This window comes from Pseudaeromonas paramecii (assembly GCF_039540575.1).
Taxonomy (GTDB): Bacteria; Pseudomonadota; Gammaproteobacteria; order Enterobacterales; family Aeromonadaceae; genus Pseudaeromonas; species Pseudaeromonas paramecii.
This window is the reverse complement of the sequence record NZ_BAABFC010000012.1, coordinates 269,473-290,424: the sequence shown is the minus strand read 5'-3', so window position 1 is coordinate 290,424 and position 20,952 is coordinate 269,473. Positions and strand designations below refer to the sequence as shown.

Here is a 20,952-nt window from a genome sequence, read left to right as displayed (position 1 = left end):
CGGCGAGGAGTCTGGCATGAACTGGCAACTATTGAGCTGGGGCCCCACAGGCTGGGGCGATGAGCTGGTGGCGGGACTGGGGATCACCCTGGCCCTGGCCCTGGCCACCCTGCCGGTGGGCCTGCTGCTGGGCAGCCTCAGCTGTCTGCTGTGGTTCCGGGGTGGGCCGGCCCGCTGGCTGGCCCGCGCCTACACCACCCTCATCCGCGGCACCCCCGAGCTGTTGACCCTGTTTCTGGTCTACAACGGGGTGGCCATGCTGCTCAACCGCCTGCTCTCCCGGGAGCATGGCGACTTCGTCAGCCTCAGCCCCTTCGTGGCCGGGGTCATCTCGCTGGGGCTGGTGCTGGGCGGCTATGCCGCCGAGGTGCTGCGCGGCGCCTATCAGTCCCTGGAGTTCGGCCCCCGGGAGGCGGGCCTGGCCCTGGGGATGCGCCGCTATCAGGTGCTGCTGCTCATCGAACTGCGTCCCCTGCTGCAGCTGGCCCTGCCGGGGCTGGGCAACCTCTGGCTCAACCTGGTGAAAGACACGGCCCTGGTGTCGGTCATCGCCCTCAACGATCTGATGCGCATGGGGACGGTGGCGGTGGGCGCCACCCGCCAGCCCTTCTTCTTCTACCTGACGGTCTGCTTCATCTACTGGGGAGTCTGCATGGCCTCCGAGTGGGGGCTGGCCCGGCTGCAACTGGGCTGCCGCCCCGGCGGTCGCCAGGGAGTTCAACCCGGAGGTCACGCCTGATGGACAGCCTGCAACACTACGGCGCCCAGCTGCTGGCCGGCGCCGGTCTGACCCTGAAACTCACCCTGGGGGGCTACCTGCTGGCGGCCCTGCTGGCCCTGCCCCTGGCGCTGCTGCTCTACCGGCGGCCCCGGCTGCTGACGCCCTTGGCCCGGCTGTATGTCTCCTTCTTTCGCGGCACGCCTCTGCTGGGCCAGCTGTTTTTGCTCTACTACGGCGCCGGCCAGTTCCGCCCCGAGCTGCAGGCCCTGGGCCTGTGGGGCCTGCTGCGGGATCCCTTCAACTGCGCTCTGCTGACCTTCAGCCTCAACTCCGCCGCCTACCAGGCCGCCATCCTGCTGGGTGGCTTGCAGGGGGTGAAGGCTGGTGAGATGGAGGCCGCCCGGGCCTATGGCTTTCGCCCGGTGCAGCTCTACCGCCTGATCCTGCTGCCCAATGCCTATCGCATCGCCTTTCCGGCCCTGGGCAACGAGCTGATCCTGCTGCTCAAGGGCGGCGCCGTGGCCAGCATCGTCACCCTGCTGGATCTCATGGGCCAGACCCGGCGGCTGTTCTCCCAGACCTTCGACTTCACCGTCTACTGCTACGCGGCCCTGGGGTATCTGGTGATCACCAGCAGCCTCGTCTGGCTGTGGCACCGGCTGGAGCGGCGGTTGATGCGCCACCTGCAACCGGCGGCACCGCCCCCGACCCAGCGCCTGGCACTCAGTCACTAACTACTTATTCACCCCTGAATCGTCGGCCACTCCCGGAGCACCGGGCGGCCTCTGTCGTCCCCAAAGGAGCACACATGGAACTCATCGAACTCAACGCCCCCTACCTGCTGTTTGTCGGCGATGCCCCGGATCTGCTGATGGCCAAGACCGCCAAGGGCGTGGCCCACTGGCGGCCGGAGCGCTGCCTGGCCCAGCTGCGCTACCCGGAAAGCCCGGTGGATCTGGGCCTGCCGGACATGGACGTGGCCAGCGCCGCCGCCGCCGGCGCCAAGACCCTGGTGCTCGGTCTGGCCCCCTTCGGCGCCAGCCTGCCCCAGCGCTGGATCGACACCTGTGTCGAGGCCCTGGCCCACGGCATGGACGTGGCCAGCGGCCTGCATATCCGCCTGGCCAGCATCCCCGCCATCGTCGACGCCGCCGCCCGTTACGGCCGCCGCATCCTGGATGTGCGCAACCCGCCGGCCACCCTGCCCTGCGGCACCGGCCTGCCCCGCAGCGGCAAGCGGCTGCTCACCGTGGGCACCGACTGCTGCGTCGGCAAGATGTTCACCGCCCTGGCCATCCAGGCCGAGATGGCGGCCCGCAAGCTGCCCACCAGCTTCCGTCCCACCGGCCAGACCGGCATATTGATCGAAGGCTACGGCGTCTCCGTGGATGCGGTGGTGGCCGACTTCATCTCCGGCGCCGTGGAGCTGCTGGCCCCGGCCAATGCCCCGGAGCACTGGGACATCATCGAGGGCCAGGGCTCCCTGTTCCACCCGGCCTACGCAGGGGTCAGCCTGGGGCTGCTGCACGGTGCCCAGGCCGATGTGCTGGTGGTCTGCCACGAGGCCGGCCGCAGCCAGATGGACGGCATGGAAGGCTACCCCATCCAGCCCATGGAGCAGGTGATCGCCACCAACCTGGCCATGGCCCGCCTCACCAATCCCAAGGTCCGGCTGGGGGGGATCGCCCTCAACACCTCCCGTCTGAGCGAGGCCGATGCCCTGGCCGCCATCGACGAGCTGGCCCAGCGCCTGGGGGTGGTGGTGGTGGATCCGGTGCGCACCGGCGTGGCGCCCCTGGTGGATGCCATCCTGGCCGGCGAGACCGCCTAAGATGCGCCGCCTGACGGTACGCAGCGAGCACTGGCCGCTGCACGAGCCCTTCATCATCTCCCGGCTGGATCCCTTTGTGGACGCCGCCGTGGTGGTGGTGGAGATCGAAGAAGATGGCCTGATCGGCCGGGGAGAGTGCGAGCACACGGATCTCTACGAGGCGGACTACCCGGCCATACTGCCCCAGCTGGAGGCGGTGCGTGACGCCATCGAGGCCGGCGCCGATCGCCTGGCCTTGCAGCAGCTGCTGCCGCCGGGCTGTGCCTGCAGCGCCCTGGATTGCGCCCTGTGGGATCTGGAGGCCAAGCGCTCCGGGGTGCCGGTCTGGCAGTGTCTGGGCCTCACGCAGCCGCCGGCGCCCCTGACCACCGCCTTCACCCTGTCCCTGCGCAGCCCGCAGGAGATGGGTGAGGCGGCCGGTCGCGCCGCCGCCCGGCCGCTGCTCAAGCTCAAGCTGGGTCAGCCCCAGGGGGATCTGGAGCGGGTGGCTGCGGTGCGCACTGCCGCGCCTCGGGCCCGGCTCATCGTCGATGCCAACACCGGCTGGCAGCGGCAGCAGCTCATCGACTACCTGCCGCGGCTCAAGGCACTGGGGGTGGAGCTGATCGAGCAGCCCTTCGCCGTGGGCTGCGAGGCCTGGCTCGACGGCATCGACCGCCTGGTGCCCATCGCGGCAGACGAGTCCTGCCTCAGCCGGGAGAGCCTGCCGGCGCTTATCGGTCGCTTCGATCTGGTGAACATCAAGCTGGACAAGAGCGGTGGCCTCACCGAGGCCTGGGCCCTGGCCCAGGCGGCCCGGGAACAGGGTTTTGACATCATGGTGGGCTGCAATATCGGCACCTCCCTGGCCATGGCCCCGGCGGTGCTGCTGGCCCAGGGCGCCCGGGTGGTGGATCTGGACGGCCCCTTGCTGCTGAAGACCGACCATGCCCAGGGGCTGCAATACCAGGGCAGCACCCTCTACCCGCCCCAGGCGGCGCTGTGGGGCGGCTAACGCCCTGAAGACCAGGGCCATGCCGCACCTGGGTGGCATGGCCCTGCTACCCCACCAGGCAAAAAGGGTGCAAAATCGGTCTATCCGTCCGTTTGGAGCCCAACCATGCAAGCCCAACCCCATCCGCCCCTGGCCGCCGTGCTGGCCTTGCTGCAGGCGTGCGATCTGCCCACCCGGGACATACATCCCGACCAGCGCCACCGCTTCTGGTCCCTGGGCCCCATGGATCAGCCGGACGGCATCATAGGCCTGGAGGTGCATGGCGGGCAGGGACTGCTGCGCTCCCTGGCGGTGCGCCCGGCCTGCCGCAGTCAGGGGCTGGCCCGGCAACTGCTGGCAACCGTAACGGCCCAGGCCCAGACCCTGGGGCTGACGGATCTCTATCTGCTCACCACCACGGCGCCGGACTACTTTGCCCGCCAGGGCTTTACTCAGGTGGCGCGGGAAGACGTGCCACAGAGCATCCGCCAGTGCAGCGAATTTGCCGCCGTCTGCCCCCAGAGCGCCATCGTCATGCGCCTGGCACTCTCAGGGGCCGCATCAGGCTGATACAGCCACAGCCAGCGATCGCTCCGGCTGATTGATGAGACCGCGCACTGTGCAACCTCAGCTGCCCCGAGAACTGAGCGACAACGTCTGCGCTCGGGGCCCGGGTTCGACAACCTCAGGCTCAGGCATTACCTTGAAATAGCAGCAAGCCTGATCCGACGGTGCGCTGCCGAGCTGACAAGGGTTTCCGGCCAGGGAGGCCACTCATGGTTTGGCTACTGCGCCTGATGAACACATGGTCTGTTTGGCTGGTTCTTATCGGTGTGCTGCTGACCCTGCCTCTGTTGTGCAATCCCACGCCGACCGGCCACGATTTCTTGCATCACCTGCTGTTTAGCCACCACTTCAGCCAGCAATTTTGGCAGGGTGAGCTCTATCCGCGCTGGATGCAGGCGATGAACGCCGGCTTCGGCAGCCCCACCTTCTTCTTCTACCCACCCCTGCCTTACTGGGTCACGGCGCTGTGCCAGGCCGTGCTGCCGACACAGGGCGCGGGGGACGGCCACCCCCTGGCGCTGGCGGCGCTGTTGGCGCTCATCGCCTCCGGGGTCACCGCCCGCGCCTGGTTGCTGGGCTACGGCATCGGTCAAAGAGCCGCCCTGCTGGGTGCCCTGCTCTACATGGCTCAGCCCTACCACCTGCTCATCGACCTGTACCAACGCTACGCCTTCGCCGAATTCTGGGCCTTCGTCTGGTTGCCTATGATACTGCACGGCAGTGTGCGCCTGGCGCAAGGTGGCCGCTTGGCCCTGGCTCAGCTGGCCGGCGGCGTGGCGGCCCTGACCCTCAGTCATCTGCCGGTGCTGCTGCTGGCCTCACCACTGATCGCGCTGCATACCCTCTGGTTATGGAGAAGGCAGCCAACGCTAGGCCAGCTTGCCCGCCAGGTGGCGGGTCTTAGCCTCGGGCTCGGATTGGCGGCCATCTACTGGCTACCGGCCATGACGACCCAGCAGTATGTCTCGATTCCCGCCATGCTGGAGGGGATCCTCGACTATCGCCGTCACTTCCTCGACATCTGGCCCGACGCCCAACACGGCTTCACCTTCCGCCGCAACCTCAGCTTCGTCGCCGCCGCCAATGGCCTGCTGGCCCTGGCCGGCTGGTGGCAGGCTCGGCGGCATAGTGACAGGGAAGCCCGCCACACGGCACTGCTGTGGTTGCTGCTCAGCGCCGCCTTACTGTTGTGGATGGCGCCGCTGGCGCGCCCCCTCTGGGATGCCCTGCCCATTCTGCAGCAGGTGCAGTTTCCCTGGCGCATCCAGACACTGCTGTGTGTCAGCGTGCTGCCCATCCTGGGTCTGGCGCTGCAGGTCGGCGCCCAGCACCGCCAGGGTGTCGCCCTCTGGCATGTCCTCTGGCTACTGCTGATGCTGATCGAGGTGAGTGTCATGGCGGATCGCCTCTTCCGCCAACATCCCCAGACCCGCCTCGACACCCTCTTTGTGAATCGGCGCAGCCCGCTGGAATATCGCCCCAGCTGGGTGCCCAGCGATCGGTTCAGCGTGCCGGGCCTGCTTGAGCTGGCGCGAACCACCCCCACCCTGTCCAGCGAGCCACCGACCACCCGCTGGCAGATACTGGATTGGCAACCACGGCGGCTGAAGCTGCAACTGGCTGTGCCGACCGCCAGCCAGCTGACCCTGCACCAGTTCTTCTACCCCGGCTGGCAGGCCCGCCGCGACACAGACGCCACGCCCCTGACCCTGGGGCCTGACGCCAACGGTCTGCTGCGCCTGGCTCTGCCAGCCGGCCATTACCGGGTGCAGCTGACCCTGAAGGCCCTGCCGCAGGAGCTGGCCGGTCGCGGGATTAGCCTGTTGGCGCTGTTGTTGCTGCTGTGGGCCAGCCGCCCACGGCCCAAGGCCACACCGGCTCCAGGGCTGCGCGGCTCACCAGGCTGAGCTGAGCCGGGGCCGAGATCACGCAAAAAAAAAGACCGGGCAATTGCCCGGTCTTTTCAATCAGTTAGCCTTGGTTGGCACGATTACATCATGCCGCCCATGCCACCCATGCCGCCCATGTCCGGGGCCGCCGGGGCATCCTTCTTGGGCAGGTCGGTGACCATGCACTCTGTGGTGATCATCAGACCAGCCACGGAGGCGGCGAACTGCAGGGCGGAACGGGTCACCTTGGTGGGATCCAGGATACCCATCTCCAGCATGTCGCCGTAGGCTTCGGTAGCGGCGTTGTAGCCGAAGTTGCCTTCGCCTTCACGCACCCGGTTGGCCACCACGGACGGCTCCTCACCGGCGTTGGCCACGATCTGACGCAGGGGGGATTCCATGGCGCGCAGGGCGACGCGGATACCCACGGTCTGATCTTCGTTGTCACCGGTCAGGGCGGTCAGCTTGGAGGCCACACGCACCAGGGCGACACCACCCCCGGCCACCACGCCTTCTTCCACCGCGGCACGGGTCGCGTGCAGGGCGTCTTCGACGCGGGCCTTCTTCTCTTTCATTTCCACTTCGGTGGCGGCACCCACCTTGATCACGGCCACGCCGCCGGCCAGCTTGGCCACGCGCTCTTGCAGCTTTTCCTTGTCGTAATCGGAGGTGGACTCTTCGATCTGTTGACGGATCTGGGTCACGCGGGCTTCGATGGCGGAGACTTCACCGGCACCATCGATGATGGTGGTGTTTTCCTTGGTGATGGTCACGCGCTTGGCACGGCCCAGATCTTCCAGGGTGGTCTTCTCCAGTTCCATGCCGATCTCTTCGGAGACCACGGTACCGGCGGTCAGGATGGCGATGTCTTGCAGCATGGCCTTGCGACGATCACCAAAGCCCGGGGCCTTGACGGCGGCCACCTTGACGATGCCACGCATGGTGTTGACCACCAGGGTAGCCAGGGCTTCGCCCTCCACGTCTTCACCGATGATCAGCAGCGGCTTGCCGGCCTTGGCCACGCCTTCGAGCACCGGCAGGATTTCACGGATGTTGGAGATCTTCTTGTCCACCAGCAGGATGAAGGGGTCATCCAGCTCAACGGAGCCGGTTTCCGGCTTGTTGATGAAGTAGGGAGACAGGTAGCCACGGTCGAACTGCATGCCTTCTACCAGGTCCAGCTCGTCGTGCAGACCGCTGCCATCTTCCACCGTGATGACGCCATCACGGCCTACCTTTTCCATGGCTTCGGCAATCAGGTTGCCGACCGTGGTGTCGGAGTTGGCAGAGATGGTACCGACCTGGGCAATGGCCTTGGTGTCGGCACAGGGCACGGACAGGGCCTTGAGTTCTTCCACGGCGGCGATCACCGCCTTGTCGATGCCGCGCTTCAGATCCATGGGGTTCATGCCGGCGGCCACGGCCTTCAGGCCTTCGGTGATGATGGACTGGGCCAGGACGGTGGCGGTGGTGGTACCGTCACCGGCGGCGTCGTTGGCCTGGGAAGCGACTTCCTTGACCATCTGGGCGCCCATGTTCATGAACTTGTCTTCCAGCTCGATTTCCTTGGCCACGGACACACCATCTTTGGTGATGGTGGGGGCGCCGAAGGACTTGTCCAGCACCACGTTGCGGCCCTTGGGACCCAGGGTCACCTTGACGGCGTTAGCCAGAACATTCACGCCCTCGAGCATCTTTACGCGGGCATCACTACCGAACAGTACGTCTTTTGCAGCCATGTTGTTCAATCCTTAAATTCTGTTATCGGGAAGGACGGGATTATGCTTCGACAATCGCCAGGATGTCGGACTCGGACAGGATCAGGACTTCCTGGCCATCCAGCTTCTCGGTCTTCACACCGTAGCCTTCGTTGAAGATCACCTTGTCACCGACCTTGACGGCCAGGGGCTTGACGTCACCGTTGTCCAGGATCCGGCCCGCGCCAACCGCCAGCACCTCACCACGGGTGGACTTCTGGGCGGCAGAGCCAGTCAGGACGATACCGCCAGCAGACTTGGCTTCAACTTCGGTGCGCTTGATGATTACACGGTCATGTAATGGACGGATTTTCATCGATAACTCTCCTACTGAGTGTTGTTACCTTCAGCGGCCGCTTCGGCCGGCTGTAAATGGGAATGCCCTTCCAATGTGGGGACGGGATCCACGCCTTCAAGGGGGGGCCGTAAAAAAATTTTCTCAACGATCCTTACGCTCGTACTCGCCATCCACCGTAGTGCCCTGGGAGGCCGCCCGGCCATCGCGCTCCACCTGGCCCGAGCCAGTGGCGTCGTTAGCGGGGGATGCGAAGGGGCTGGCGGCCGGCGCAAAGCCCGGCACGGCCTTGAGCCAGCGGGCGATGAGATGGCGGCGCAGGGTCGGCTGCAACAATAGCAGACCCAGCAGATCGGTGAAGAAACCCGGCAGGATCAGCAGGCCGCCGGCCACGGCCAGCAGCAGCCCCTGCAGCATCTCGCCGGCCGGAGCTTGGCCCTGGGCCAGGCGTTGCTGGGCGGCCAGCAGGGTCTTGAGCCCCTGGCTGCGCACCAGGGAGATGCCCAGCACGGCGGTAAACAGCATCAGGGCCAGGGTGGCGAAGGCCCCCAGCACGGCGCCCACCTGGATGATGAGCCAGAGTTCGATCAGCGCCAGCAGCAGAAACGCCGGCAGCAGTAATTTGGTCAAAGGCACCTCGGCTTAGCGGCCCAACGGCGGGCCATGCTGGCTATATGGTGACATTTTGCCCGGATTCAAGGGGCCGGGCGCCACAAACCACCACCAGCGCATGACACTGCGATAAGCCCAGCAATGCATATGGATGCGCCACAAAACAAGAGACAGACCGCAAATAATCACTGGCCAAGCCGGCAATTCACAGACCGATGCGCTAAGGATATAGTCGGGTGAACCCAGTCGTAGGCCGGCCCCATCCGGGCCGTCATCCAGGCCGTGATCCCGATTACGGCAAGTCAGGGAAGACTGGCGCATGGTGGGGCACGAGGCCTGGTGCAGGATAGTCAGGTGGACGTCTGCCCCTGTTTTGGCAAGCCGCAGCACGGCCCACGGGCCGAGGGAGTAAGTCATGCAAGACAGTCAAGTGCGCATCGAAGAGGATCTGCTGGGAGAGCGGGCGGTACCCGCCGACGCCTATTACGGCATTCACACCCTGCGGGCGATTGAGAACTTCCAGATCAGCGACCGCACCATCAATCAGGTGCCGGCCTTCATCAAGGGTATGGTGAAGACCAAGCAGGCCGCCGCCCTGGCCAACGGCGAGCTGGGCCTGCTGCCGGAGGAGACGGTGGAGGCCATAGTGCAGGCCTGCCGCCTGATGCTGGAGCAGGATCGCTGCCTGGATCAATTCCCCATCGACCTGTTCCAGGGCGGTGCCGGCACCTCGGTGAACATGAACGTCAACGAGGTGCTGGCCAACCTGGCACTGGAGCTGCTGGGGCGACCCAAGGGAGACTACGCCGTGGTGAATCCCAACGACCACGTCAACTGCTGCCAGTCCACCAACGATGCCTACCCCACGGGTTTTCGGGTGGCCTTGTACGAGAGCAGCGAGACCGTCATCCAGGCCCTGACCTCGCTGATCGCCGCCTTCGACGAGAAGGCCAAATCCTTTGACGAGATCCTCAAGCTCGGTCGCACCCAATTGCAGGATGCGGTGCCCATGACCCTGGGCCAGGAGTTCCACGCCTGGGCCGTGACCCTCAACGAGGAGATAGGTCGCATCCACAAGGCGCGGGAGCTGCTGCTGGAGGTGAACCTGGGGGCCACCGCCATCGGCACCGGTCTCAACACCCCGCCGGAATATTCCGCCCTGGCGATCCAGAAACTGGCGGAGATCACTGGCGCCCCTTATGTGCCGGCAGAGGACTTAATCGAAGCCACCTCCGATTGCGGCGCCTACGTCATGCTGCACAGTGCCCTGAAGCGGCTGGCCATCAAGCTCTCCAAGGTGTGCAACGATCTGCGGCTGTTAAGCTCTGGCCCCCGGGCCGGCTTCAACGAGATCAACCTGCCTCAGCTGCAGGCCGGCTCCTCCATCATGCCCGCCAAGGTCAATCCGGTGATCCCCGAGGTGGTCAATCAGGTGGCCTTCAAGGTGGTGGGCAACGACATCACCATCACCATGGCCGCCGAGGCGGGACAGCTGCAGCTGAACGTCATGGAGCCGGTGATCGCCCAGTGCATGTTCGAGTCCATTTCCCTGCTGCAGAAGGCCTGCATCGGCCTGGAGCACAAGTGCGTGCGGGGCATCACCGCCAACCAGGCCATCTGCGAGGCCTATGTGTTCCACTCCATCGGCATCGTCACCCTGCTCAATCCCCACATCGGCCACCACATGGGCGACAAGGTGGGGCGGATCTGCGCCGAGACCGGCAAGTCGGTGAAGGAAGTGGTGCTGGAGCTGGGCCTGCTCACCGAGGCGCAGCTGGACGAGATCTTCTCGCCGGCCAACCTGCGGCGGCCCCAGTACCGCGGGCGGCGTTATCCCCGCGGCCTGCGCGGTGCGGACAAGGGGTAAACCACACGGCGACGTTGGGTCGGTGCCCCAGGTGAGGACGCTGACTCAGCGCGGCAGAACTGGTTTCCAGTGGGTCGATTAATTGCTGTGAGCCCGCTCATGGAACGATGATTTTTCATAGTCGGCTGGCTATAGTAGGGCCTGCACCCCCCTATCGGAGGCCCCATGACTGAGACCCTACTGGTGTTATGTACCTGCCCCAATCAGGGCGTGGCCCAGCTGCTGGCCCGCCAATTGGTGGAAAATCGACTCGCCGCCTGCGTAAATCTCATCAAGGGGGTCACCTCCATCTACCTCTGGGAAGGTCAGGTGGAAGAGACCCAGGAAGTCCAGATGCTGATCAAGACCCGCAACAGCCTGTTTGAACCCCTGCGGCAGTTCATCCGCCAGCATCATCCCTATCAGGTGCCGGAGATCCTCGGCCTGCATGTCTGCCAGGGGGACAGGGAATATCTCAACTGGCTACAGGAGAGCCTGGGGTGCGACTGATCCCCTGGCTACTGTGTCTTGTGCTGCTGTGCATCGGCCCGTCGCGGGCCGATGAGCTGCTGGACAGCCTGCTGGCCCCCAGTCAACGCACGCCCCAGTATCTGCCGGTCGAACGCGCCTTTGCCCTCAGCTGGCAACAGGAGGGCGACCGGGTGCGGGTACACTTCACCCTGGCCCCCGGCTACTACCTCTATCGGGACAAGCTCAGTTGGCAGGCCCAGGGCGCTCAGCTACAGGCGCCCACCCTGCCCGAGGCCCAGGCCCATGAGGACGACTTCTTCGGGGAGACCTGGGTCTATTACGATCAGCTGGACTTCAGCCTGCCGCTGACGGCGGTTGACGAGGGCGCGATCCTCAGCCTGCGCTACCAGGGCTGCACCGAGGGGCTCTGCTATCCGCCGGCGCAAGCCAGCCTGGCCCTGACGCCAGTCGCACCCTCTGTGACCCAGTTGGCGGAGACGACGCCGGATATCGCCCCCCAGCCGGTACCCCCCCCAGCCACCCCAGATGACACCCCCCTGGCTCGCGGTGGCGCCATGGGCCTGCTGCTGTTCTTCGTGCTGGGCCTGGGCCTCTCCCTCACGCCCTGCATGTTCCCCATGTACCCCATCTTGAGCAGCCTGCTGCTAGGCAATCAGGGCCTCAGCCCCCGGCGTGGCGCCTGGCTGGCCCTGCTGTATGTGCAGGGCATGGCCATCACCTACAGCCTGCTGGGGCTGGCCATCGCCAGCCTGGGGGCCGGCCTGCAGGCCCAGCTGCAGCAGCCCTGGGTGTTGTGGGGCGCCAGCGGCCTGTTTGTGCTGCTGGCCCTGGCCATGTTCGGCCTGTATCAGCTGCAGCTGCCCGGCCCGCTGCAGGGACGGCTGCACCAGCTGACCAACCGGCTGCCCAGCGGCCATGGCCTGGGGGTGCTGCTGATGGGGGCCTTGTCGGCCCTGGTCTGCTCCCCCTGCACCACGGCGCCCCTGTCCGGCGCCCTGCTGTTCGTGGCCCAGGGCGGCGATCGCGGGTACGGCGCCGCCGCCCTCTACCTGCTGAGCCTGGGCATGGGGCTGCCTCTGCTGCTCATCGGTGCCTTCGGCAACCGCTGGCTGCCCCGTGCCGGTCGCTGGATGGAGAAGGTCAAGACCCTGTTTGGCTTCGTGCTGCTGGCGGTGCCCCTGCTGCTGCTGGAACGGCTGCTGCCGGACTGGCTCATCCATGTCGCCGCCCTGCTGTTGGCCCTGGGAGCCATAAGCTACCTGCTCAAAGGCTGGGAGCCCCCCAAGTACCCGCGGCTGGGCAAGGGCGCCCTGCTGTTGACTCTGGCCCTGCTGGGCGGTCTGTGGATCGCCCCCCGGGATGAAGCCCCGGGACTGCCCTTCACCCAGGTGGCGGGCCTGTCGGGCCTGCAGGCGGCCCTGGCCCAGGCGCGCCAGGACGGCCAGCCGGTGCTGCTGGATCTGTATGCCGACTGGTGTGTGGCCTGTCGGCAATACGAGGAGGAGACCTTCCGGGATCCGGCGGTGCAGCAGGCGCTGGCATCCTATCGGCTGTTGCGGGTTGATGTGACGGCGGCCAGCGCCGAGAATCAGCAACTGCTCAGCCAGCTGCAGGTGTTCGGTCTGCCGGCCCTGCTGTTTTATGGCGAAGGCGTCGACCCCGTGGCCCGCCTGGATGGCTTCGTACCGCCCCGGCGTTTTGTTTCTCATATGGAAACCATTTTCAACTAAGCGAACACCCCCGGTAGTCCATCCTGTGCTCTGGCGCCATTTTTAACGGATCTTTATGGCTAACTGCTTGAGATGGCTGAGTAAAAAAACTAGTCTGTTCCCTTCTTAATCAGCCGAGCCGTATCATCATGTTGCCGAGCCATACTCCCCGGCTCCCATGCCGGACATTCTGCCCTTGCCATCGCGCCCATCAGGCGCCGACGGCTGGTCATCAGGCACTGCGCCACAGGGTGACACCCGAGGGGTGGACATGAGCGACTGGTCCCTCTACATGATCCGGGATGGCCACGGCTGCCTCTACACCGGCATCAGCACAGACGTGACGCGGCGCCTCACCGAACACACTAGCGGCATGGGCGCGCGAGCGCTGCGCGGCAAGGGACCGCTGGAGTTGGTATTCCAGCTGCAAGTGGGGGGCCACAGCCAGGCCCTGCGACTGGAATACCTGCTCAAACGCTGGCCCAAGTGGCGCAAAGAAGCCCTGCTGCGGGGTGAGTGTCAGTTACCTGAGTTGCAATGAGTGTCCTGAGACGAAAACGCCAGCCCGAGGGCTGGCGTTTTTTATGGCGGTGCCGGCAGTTAGAAGTCGTAGCGCAGACCCACGGCGACGATATCCTCGTCGGTATTGCCGAATTGACGCGCCTCGCTGGCGCTCAGCTGGTTCCAGCGGTAATCCACGTAGGCCATCACGTTGGGTTTGAAATTGTAGTACCCACCGACACTGACATATTCGGTCAGGGTGCTGTCGATGCCTTGGCTGGCATCCTTCACATCGGTGCGCACATAGGCCAGTGACGGCTTGAAGGCGTCGGTCAGCTGGTACTGCACCACGGCTTCATAGCCCTGGCTCTTGTCGAAGAAACCGTTGGCCTCGGCGTTATAGATGTGATGACGCCCGTAGGAGTAGGTAGCTGCCGCGTAGATGCGGTTGGCGTCATACTTCATCCCCACGCCGGTCAGTTCGGCATCCTGGGTGCCACCGAAGCTGGCATTGGCACGCTGATCGCTGGTCTTGTTCACCCGGTTATAGGCGGCGGCCAGGCTGACGCCTTCGGGGAAATCATAGCCCAGCAAGGCGGCATAGCCTTCGCCGTTGTTCTTGGACCAGCTGTCGGCATCCTGGTGCTGGGCATCGGCCTGCCCCGTGTATTGCAGGCCGGCGAACAGGCCGTTGTAGTTGACGTTGTATTGCAGCAGACCGCTGTTGCGACCGGTCCCCAGTAGATCGGCGCCACTGCCCAGACCGTCACCACCGAACTCCGGCAGCACATCGGTATAGTCGTTCAGCTTGGAGAACAGCCCAAACTGGCGGCCGTAGCTGACGGCACCGAAGTCACCGCCCAGACCGGCAAAGGCCTGACGCACCTCATCGTTATCGCTGCCGGAGGTGGGCAGGTTGTACTCGAAAGCACCAAAACCATACAGGGCGTTGTTGATTTGCGTACGGCCATCGAGGCCCACCCGCAGATAGCTCTCGTCACCTCGGCTGTCCTCATCACCGGAGCCATAGTAGAGGCCAACGACCCGGCCATTGAGGTTCAGCTGAGTGCCATCTTGGTCGTAGAGGGAAACGGCTTGGGCGGCAGAGGCGCCCAGTACAGAGGGGATCATCAACGCCAGAACTGAATGCTTCATCATGATTCCTTATTGTCGGTTGGCAGGCCAGGCCTGCCGGGAAGGGCCCCAAACAACCGGGGCCGTTGCTCTCCGGACTATATGCCCGCTGCCTAAACCCTGGCTTAACGAGACGCAGATCACAGCTGCGGCAAACCGCCAACACGGCAGTCGCATGACGGTCATACCGGGCGGTTAGCCCGCTGCGGCGAAGTGATGGTTCGACCAGGACAGGTCAACGGGGAGCGCATGGTGCTGGTTTGGTAGCCAACTTTACATTAGAGTAGGAAAATCATGATGTTGTCGCGCAAAGCCCCATCAGGAGGCCGGCATGTTCGGACTGATCAGACGCTTCTACCTGCCGCTGGGGCTGTTGCTGGCCTTGGGGATGGCCGCCCTCATCAACCTGCAACTCAACAGCGTCCCCATGGTGCGCACGGCGCCCCGCCATCCCGTCTATACCCTGAGCCAGGCCAGCGATGCCGACGCCGTGGCCCGGGGAGAGTCCATCGTCAAGCTGGGCCCCTGCCTGTTCGGCCTCTACCCGGGCACCCAAGCCTTCCCCTCGGAAGCCGATGCCCGTGATTACCGCGGTGCCCGTGGCCTGGATAGCCAGCAATGGCGGATCTTCCGCCTCTCCGGCGACTATCAGCTGGATGTGACCGACGGTGTGCTCAACAAGAGCCTGCAACTGGCCGAGTTGATGCCCTAACCGGCCAGCGGACGCGGCGGCCCCACCAGGCTGTGCCGCTCACGATAATGGGTCGGTGACAGCCCCATGCGTCGCTTGAAGGCGGTGGAGAAGTGATAGGGATTCTCGTAACCCAGTCGATCGGCGATCAGTTTCAGTGGCCAAGGCGTGGTCTGCAGCCAGTGGCTGGCCCGTTGCAGGCGCAACCATTCGATATGCTGCATGGGACTGCGCCCCAACTGGGCGCTGAACAACCGGTGCAACTGGGCCCGGGAGCAACCGAGCCGCCGAGCCAACTCCTCGGTGGACCAGGGATAGGCCAGGTTTTGCTGCACCTGCTGGATCACCTGCTGCAAGCGGGATGTCAGGCCACTGGGAGCCATGTCGCTGAGCAGGCGCCGCAGCTGCAGACTGAGCAACTGGCTCAGGGCCGATAGCGCCTGGCCACTGAGCAGATCCCGGCGGTTCTGTTCGGCCTGCAACTGCTGCATCAAGGGTCGCAGACTCACCACCTCCGGCCGGCTGTAGCGGGTCACCTCCCGAGGCAGATTGAGTTCCCGACTGTCCTGATCCAGCAGCAGGAACACCTTCTCCCAGGGCTCCCCCTCCAGGGTACGCAACTCGTAAGATGCCCCGGCCGGCACACACAGAATGTCTCCTCCACGCAGCCGCTGCACCCGTCCGGCCACCTGGCTCCAGCCCTCGCCCGAGAGGGTGATCTCCAATAACGGAAACGCCAGCTGCTGGGCCACCCGATAGTGGCCCGCCAGCTGGGCATAACCCACCACCTGCAGGCCAAAACCTTCGGCCAGGCTGCCGGTGCGACAGTCGAAGATATGCTGCTGACTCTCCGCACTGAGCTCTATGATGGGACAATGAGACAAATAGACATCCTAACGAAACAGCCAAGTATGGGGATTGGCCTATAAAAGCTGAGAGAATGACCAACGTCAAGTTGTTGATCTGGATTCCCTGGTGCGACAAAGAGAGAGGTTCTCTCGGGATGGCTTGTACAGGGGACCTGGTGAGTCACAACCACAGTCTCAGGGCTGGTTGAACGTTCAGCTTGATCCTTATGTTGTTTCTTTATAATGCCGCCACATACTTCTGGCGGCATTTTTTTATCCGCTGACAGCCCTCAGGCGGTCGTTTCACGCTTGGCGGCGACCAAAGAGAGCACCGTCTCCCCCGCCTTGGGTGGCGCCGAACCGTCCACCTCCATCACCCTGAGCCGCCCCTTGTCCGTCACCACAAACAGTGGCAGCGCGTCCGGATGGGTCTTCTGGTAATCCTGCCAGCTGAAGGCATCACCCAGGCGAGTCGCCTTGACCTGAGCACCCAGCGCCAGTTGGCTGGTGAGTTTGGCGTAGGTGGCATCGGGGGCAAACAGCCGCTGGCGCGCCCGGAAGGTGCGGCTCTCGCAGTTGGCCCGCCCCTGCTCACTCACCCGTAACGAGAAGACCTTGTCGGCCCCCAACATGTGGGCAAAGTGCAACACCCCCAGGGCGTTCTGATGGCGGTTGGGCGAGAGGGCCAGCACCCAGCGCACCGAGCCCAGCGGCAATTGCCGTTCCGCCTGCTCGGACTGCGGGTTGCCGTAATAGCTGGGCAGCCCGCTCATGCGGGCCTGACGGTAGTAATCCCACACCGGATCCGCCAGCAGCACCGGGATGTTCTGCTCCTTGAGCGCCGTCGCAATGACCCGTGCCAGATGGTTCGCCCCTATGATGAGCACCAGGCTGGCCTTGGGTTGCTGCACCTTGAGCCAGCGGGCCAGGGGGGAAGCGGTCAAACTCTGCACCACCACGGTGGCGATGATCACCGCAAACACCAGGGGCACCAGCTTGTCGGCATCCGGCACCTTGGCCTGCTCCAAGGAGGCGGCGAAGGCGGAGCCCACGGCGGCCGCGACGATTCCTCGCGGTGCCACCCAAGCCAGCAGGGCCCGGGCCCGCCAACTGAGATCGCTGCGCCAGCTGGAAAGCAAGATGCACAGGGGGCGCGCCACCAGCTGAACCACCAGCAGCAGCGCCAACACCATGGGGCCCAGCTGCCACAGCTGATGCATGTCCAGCCGAGCCGCCAGCAGGATAAACAGTGTGGAGATGAGGATGACGCTCAAGTCCTCCTTAAAGGCCAAGATCTCCTCCAGATCCAGATCCGAGCGGTTGGCCAGATAGAGCCCCATCACGGTAACGCTCAAGAGCCCGGACTCGTGACTCAAAAAATCCGAGATAGCGAACAGCCCCAGCACGGCCGCCAGGGAGGCAAACTTCTGCAACTTGGCGGGCAACAGATCCCGGCGGATCAGCTGGGCCAGCAGCCAGCCCCCCAGCCAGCCGAGCCCCAGGCCCACCCCCAGGGTTCGCCCCAGCGCCTGCAGTGAATGCAAAAAGACGCCATCCGGGCTATGCAAGGCCACCGCCTCAAACACCAGCACGGCAAACAGGGCGCCGATGGGGTCGATGACGATCCCTTCCCAACGCAGGATGCGATCGATCTCCGGGGTGGGACGAATGACATTGAGCATGGGAGCGATGACGGTGGGGCCCGTCACCACCAGCACAGCCCCCAGCACCAGCGCCACCTGCCAGGCCAGCCCCAGCAGGAAGTGGCTGGCCACGGCGATCACGCCAAAGGTGGCCAACATGCCGATGGAGCAGAGGTTGCGCACCACCCGCCCTATGCCCTTGAGCTCAGACAGATGTAGTCCCAGGGCGCCTTCAAACAAGATGATGGCCACCGACAAGGAGACGATGGGGAACAGCAGATCCCCCATGATGGCATCGGGGTTAAGCACCCCGGCCACAGGCCCCAGAGCCAGGCCGGTGAGCAGTAGAAACAGAATGGCCGGCACCCGCAGGGACCAAGCCAGCCACTGGGCCAATACGGAAACCAGGGAGATCGCCGCCAGCATCAATACCGTCATGCACACCCCTCACAGGCTGGCCGGGAGACTGCCCGGCGGTTCAGTCAGGCCTCACAGTGCCCCATTCGGCGGCATTTGACAACCATTGAGGCCGGCGCGCGGACATAAAAAAACCGGCCTGAAAGGCCGGTTTTTCGGACATCTAAGACTTACTTTTTGGCGTCGGCCGGCTTGGCTTCTGCCTTGGCGTCCGGCTTGACGATCTCCAGCAGCTCCACCTCAAACTGCAGTACAGAGTTGGGCGGAATGGAGCCGGCACCTTGCTCGCCGTAGGCCAGCTCAGAGGGCAGGAACAGCTTGTACTTGGAACCCACGGTCATCAGTTGCACGCCTTCGGTCCAACCCGGGATCACATGATCCAGCGGGAACTCGGCGGGCTCGTTACGATCCAAGGAGCTATCGAACTTGGTGCCGTCGATCAGGGTGCCGGTGTAGTGCACCTTCACCACGTCGCTGGCCTTGGGCTTGTCACCCTTGCCTTCGGTGATCACCTGATATTGCAGGCCGGACTTGGTGACCTTCACCCCTTCCTTCTTGGCGTTCTCTTCCAGGAACTTCTTACCCTTTTCCAGGTTGGCCTTGGCATCATCCTCGGCCTTCTTGGCAGCGGCTTCGTTGATCTTCTTATCGTAGGCCTTCAGCGCCTTCTCCAGCTCTTCGTCGCTCATCTTGGGCTGCTTGGCCAGACCATCCTGCACACCACGCAGAATCACATCGTTTGCCAGGGTCACACCCAGCTCTTGCTGACGCGCCAGGGTGTTGCTGATGTAACGGCCCATGGACAGACCGATGGCATAGCCGGATTGTTGTTCGAAGGTCTTGAGTTCAACCTGCGCCGGCTGCTCGGCCTTGGTGTCCTCTTTTTGGCAACCGGTCACGGCTACGGCCACGGCCACTGCCATCAGGGACATCTTGAAAAATTGCTTCATCATCATCTCCGCGATTGGAATCATTCTCTTTGTTTGTCAATTAAAAGAGAGGCTTATTAAGACAAGCGTTTTATACTACCCCCTAGAAGGAGTCGAACAATAGCGTGGAGCCAGCAATAATGAAAAAAATCTCTCGCTGGCTGGCTGCCAGCCTGCTGGGACTGCTGGCCGCCTGCACGGGAGGCAGCGATCCCGTGGCCCAGTGGGAGCAGGCACCAAGCGGTTCTTACGCCGCTGACCTCACCGAGGATGGTCGAGTCGCCGTGGTCTCCACCGTGGATCGCGGGGTGCTGGTGTGGGATTTGCCGCAAAACAAGGTGCGCTACCAGTGGCAACACAAGAAAGATACGGCCAATGATGTCTTCCTGGTACGCATCTCCGCCAGCGGCACCCATGCCGTCACCGCCGGCCGCAACGACTTCGTCATCTGGGATCTGGAGACCGGCAAGGCGGTAGGCTACTACTCCCAAGAGGAGTCCAGCATCCGGGATATCGCCATCTCCAGCTACGGCCGCTATGTGCTCATCGGTCGCAGTGATGGCAAGGTGGAACATGTGGATCTCAAGACCGGCCGGCGGCTGGAGTTCCTCGGCCACACCGAGAAGATCAACTCGGTGGATCTCTCCCCCAACGGCCGTTACGCTCTCACCGGGGGCAACGATTATGCCGCCTACCTGTGGGATACCCAGAGCGGACAGGTGATCTGGCGCTTCAACCACGGCAGCCGGGTCAGCAAGGTGGCACTGGATCCCAAGGGCCGTTACGCCTTCACCGCCGACAGCAAGAGCAAGGCCAACATCTGGTCTCTCAAGGATGGCAAGTTACTGAGCCAGTTGAAGATCCCTGCGCGACAGCTCATCTTCAGCGCGGTGCGCTTTGCCAACGATGGCAAGTGGCTGATCACGGGCTCGCCGGCACGCCGCCTGCAACTGTGGGACGTGCTCACCGGCCAGCAGCTCAAGGCCTGGCAGGTCTCGGCCCGCAACAAACTGCGCCCCTCCGGCGGCGTCATCTACTCGGTGGCGCTGCAGGACGACAATCGAATCATCACCGCCAGCTCCAGCGGTCTGGCTGAGGCCTGGTCGGTACAATGAGGTTATGATGCAAGACGACGTACAATCCCTGCTCGAACGGCTGGAAACCCGGCTGGCGTTCCAGGAAGACACCATAGAAATGCTCAACCAGGCCCTGATCCAGCAACAGCGTCAGCTGGACGGCCTGCACGAGAAGATGAGTGCCATCCAGTCCAAGCTCAAGGAAGTCCAGGGCTCGCCGGTGGCCAGTCAGGCCGAAGAGACGCCGCCGCCACACTATTGACGGCCATAAAAAAACCGCCCTCGGGCGGTTTTTTTATTCGCTGGCGCTTAGTGGCTACGGCAACCACCGCCGCCACAGCACTGATGCTCCTCTTCCTCGGCATGCTGATGACCGTGACCGCCGCAGCAGCCTTCGCCACCATGCTCATGGCCATGGTCGTGGCCGTGACCACCACAGCAGCCTTCGTCGCCATGGTCATGATCATGACCACCGCAGCAACCGCCACCGTGAACGTGACCGTGAGCGATCTCTTCGGCAGTGGCAGCACGCACGTCGCGCACCGTCACGGCGAACTGCAGGTTCACGCCGGCCAGCGGATGGTTGGCATCCACCTTGACGAACTCTTCGGACACTTCCACCACTGTCACCGGACGGTGACCATCGTCGGTATCGGCCACAAAGGTATCCCCTTCGGCCACTTCCATGCCGTCAAACAGCTCGCCCGGCACTTCTTGCACCAACTCTTCATGGTACTCACCGTAGGCGTCGGCGGCGTCCACCTTCAGCTCAAAGCTGTCGCCGGGTTCACGGTCATACAGTGCCTTCTCCAGACCCGGCACCAGGAAACCCGCGCCGTGCAGGTAGACCAAAGGTTCGCGGCCTTCGGTGCTATCCAGCACCTCACCCGCTTCGTCGGACACTGTGTAATCAAGGGTTACTACGCTCAGATGGCTTACTTTCATATCTAAATTCCGGCTGGCACTGTGGATAAATTGCCGCCAGCATACCGGAAAAAAGCCAAACTGAATACACGCCGGG

The 20,952-nt window shown here is 64.1% G+C and carries 21 protein-coding genes; 13 read left to right on the top strand and 8 right to left on the bottom strand.

Translation table 11 applies throughout. The features are described 5' to 3' along the window. Window positions 1–16 precede the first annotated feature (16 nt). From ABD847_RS09980 to ABD847_RS09955, 6 genes are all read left to right on the top strand, one after another. Complete coding sequence (locus tag ABD847_RS09980; protein WP_345012526.1) at window positions 17–739, top strand: ABC transporter permease; 723 nt, start codon at window positions 17–19, stop codon at window positions 737–739. Next, window positions 739–1,455, top strand: a complete 717-nt coding sequence (locus ABD847_RS09975; protein ID WP_345012524.1) for an ABC transporter permease — start codon at window positions 739–741, stop codon at window positions 1,453–1,455. The genes ABD847_RS09980 and ABD847_RS09975 overlap by 1 nt, the downstream gene beginning before the upstream one ends. 74 nt (window positions 1,456–1,529) lie before the next feature. Beyond that, entirely contained in the window at window positions 1,530–2,552 is a 1,023-nt protein-coding gene (locus ABD847_RS09970; RefSeq protein WP_345012522.1) for an N-acetyltransferase DgcN family protein, read from the top strand. 1 nt (window position 2,553) lies between these two features. Then, complete coding sequence (gene dgcA, locus ABD847_RS09965) at window positions 2,554–3,546, top strand: N-acetyl-D-Glu racemase DgcA (RefSeq protein ID WP_345012520.1); 993 nt, start codon at window positions 2,554–2,556, stop codon at window positions 3,544–3,546. Window positions 3,547–3,651: 105 nt separating this feature from the next. Beyond that, window positions 3,652–4,095, top strand: a complete 444-nt coding sequence (arsN2, locus tag ABD847_RS09960; RefSeq protein ID WP_345012518.1) for an arsenic resistance N-acetyltransferase ArsN2 — start codon at window positions 3,652–3,654, stop codon at window positions 4,093–4,095. Between the two features lie 206 nt (window positions 4,096–4,301). Further along, complete coding sequence (locus ABD847_RS09955) at window positions 4,302–5,999, top strand: hypothetical protein (protein WP_345012516.1); 1,698 nt, start codon at window positions 4,302–4,304, stop codon at window positions 5,997–5,999. An 83-nt stretch (window positions 6,000–6,082) separates the two neighbouring features. On the opposite strand, the gene groL is transcribed toward ABD847_RS09955, so the two are convergent. From groL to ABD847_RS09940, 3 genes are all read right to left on the bottom strand, one after another. Further along, window positions 6,083–7,720: a chaperonin GroEL gene (groL, locus tag ABD847_RS09950; protein ID WP_345012514.1), complete on the bottom strand. Its 1,638-nt coding sequence runs from the start codon at window positions 7,718–7,720 to the stop codon at window positions 6,083–6,085. A 40-nt stretch (window positions 7,721–7,760) separates the two neighbouring features. Then, window positions 7,761–8,054 (bottom strand): co-chaperone GroES, encoded by a 294-nt coding sequence (locus ABD847_RS09945; protein ID WP_345012512.1) that lies wholly within the window; start codon window positions 8,052–8,054, stop codon window positions 7,761–7,763. 123 nt (window positions 8,055–8,177) lie between these two features. Further along, window positions 8,178–8,663: an FxsA family protein gene (locus ABD847_RS09940; RefSeq protein WP_345012510.1), complete on the bottom strand. Its 486-nt coding sequence runs from the start codon at window positions 8,661–8,663 to the stop codon at window positions 8,178–8,180. A gap of 397 nt (window positions 8,664–9,060) precedes the next feature. Here ABD847_RS09940 and aspA point away from each other — a divergent pair, with 397 nt between their 5' ends. The 4 genes from aspA to ABD847_RS09920 all read left to right on the top strand — a co-directional run bounded on the left by aspA (window position 9,061) and on the right by ABD847_RS09920 (window position 13,233). Continuing rightward, window positions 9,061–10,512: an aspartate ammonia-lyase gene (gene aspA, locus ABD847_RS09935; RefSeq protein WP_345012508.1), complete on the top strand. Its 1,452-nt coding sequence runs from the start codon at window positions 9,061–9,063 to the stop codon at window positions 10,510–10,512. A gap of 165 nt (window positions 10,513–10,677) precedes the next feature. Beyond that, on the top strand, window positions 10,678–11,001 hold the full coding sequence (gene cutA / locus ABD847_RS09930) for a divalent-cation tolerance protein CutA (RefSeq protein ID WP_345012506.1): 324 nt from the start codon (window positions 10,678–10,680) through the stop codon (window positions 10,999–11,001). Then, window positions 10,992–12,713 carry a protein-disulfide reductase DsbD gene (dsbD, locus tag ABD847_RS09925; protein ID WP_345012504.1) on the top strand — a complete coding sequence of 574 codons (1,722 nt, stop codon included), beginning with the start codon at window positions 10,992–10,994 and terminating at the stop codon, window positions 12,711–12,713. Before cutA ends, dsbD begins: the two co-directional genes overlap by 10 nt. Window positions 12,714–12,963: 250 nt before the next feature. Then, window positions 12,964–13,233 (top strand): GIY-YIG nuclease family protein, encoded by a 270-nt coding sequence (locus ABD847_RS09920; protein ID WP_345012502.1) that lies wholly within the window; start codon window positions 12,964–12,966, stop codon window positions 13,231–13,233. A 59-nt stretch (window positions 13,234–13,292) separates the two neighbouring features. Here ABD847_RS09920 and ABD847_RS09915 read toward each other — a convergent pair whose 3' ends face one another. After that, window positions 13,293–14,348 (bottom strand): porin, encoded by a 1,056-nt coding sequence (locus ABD847_RS09915; protein WP_345012500.1) that lies wholly within the window; start codon window positions 14,346–14,348, stop codon window positions 13,293–13,295. A 310-nt stretch (window positions 14,349–14,658) separates the two neighbouring features. On the opposite strand from ABD847_RS09915, the gene ABD847_RS09910 reads away from it, so the two are divergent. After that, window positions 14,659–15,039 (top strand): hypothetical protein, encoded by a 381-nt coding sequence (locus tag ABD847_RS09910; RefSeq protein WP_345012498.1) that lies wholly within the window; start codon window positions 14,659–14,661, stop codon window positions 15,037–15,039. On the opposite strand, the gene ABD847_RS09905 is transcribed toward ABD847_RS09910, so the two are convergent. From ABD847_RS09905 to fkpA, 3 genes are all read right to left on the bottom strand, one after another. Next, on the bottom strand, window positions 15,036–15,902 hold the full coding sequence (locus ABD847_RS09905) for a helix-turn-helix domain-containing protein (RefSeq protein ID WP_345012496.1): 867 nt from the start codon (window positions 15,900–15,902) through the stop codon (window positions 15,036–15,038). The genes ABD847_RS09910 and ABD847_RS09905 overlap by 4 nt on opposite strands. 254 nt (window positions 15,903–16,156) lie before the next feature. After that, a complete protein-coding gene (locus tag ABD847_RS09900; protein WP_345012494.1) occupies window positions 16,157–17,947 on the bottom strand; it encodes a cation:proton antiporter in 1,791 nt (596 codons plus the stop codon). Window positions 17,948–18,096: 149 nt separating this feature from the next. After that, window positions 18,097–18,876 carry an FKBP-type peptidyl-prolyl cis-trans isomerase gene (gene fkpA / locus ABD847_RS09895; protein WP_345012492.1) on the bottom strand — a complete coding sequence of 260 codons (780 nt, stop codon included), beginning with the start codon at window positions 18,874–18,876 and terminating at the stop codon, window positions 18,097–18,099. 119 nt (window positions 18,877–18,995) lie between these two features. On the opposite strand from fkpA, the gene ABD847_RS09890 reads away from it, so the two are divergent. Then, entirely contained in the window at window positions 18,996–19,970 is a 975-nt protein-coding gene (locus ABD847_RS09890) for a WD40 repeat domain-containing protein (protein WP_345012490.1), read from the top strand. A 7-nt stretch (window positions 19,971–19,977) separates the two neighbouring features. After that, window positions 19,978–20,193, top strand: coding sequence for a SlyX family protein (locus ABD847_RS09885; RefSeq protein WP_345012488.1), 216 nt, complete (start codon window positions 19,978–19,980; stop codon window positions 20,191–20,193). 47 nt (window positions 20,194–20,240) lie between these two features. On the opposite strand, the gene slyD is transcribed toward ABD847_RS09885, so the two are convergent. Continuing rightward, a complete protein-coding gene (gene slyD / locus ABD847_RS09880) occupies window positions 20,241–20,876 on the bottom strand; it encodes a peptidylprolyl isomerase (protein WP_345012486.1) in 636 nt (211 codons plus the stop codon). Window positions 20,877–20,952: the final 76 nt, after the last annotated feature.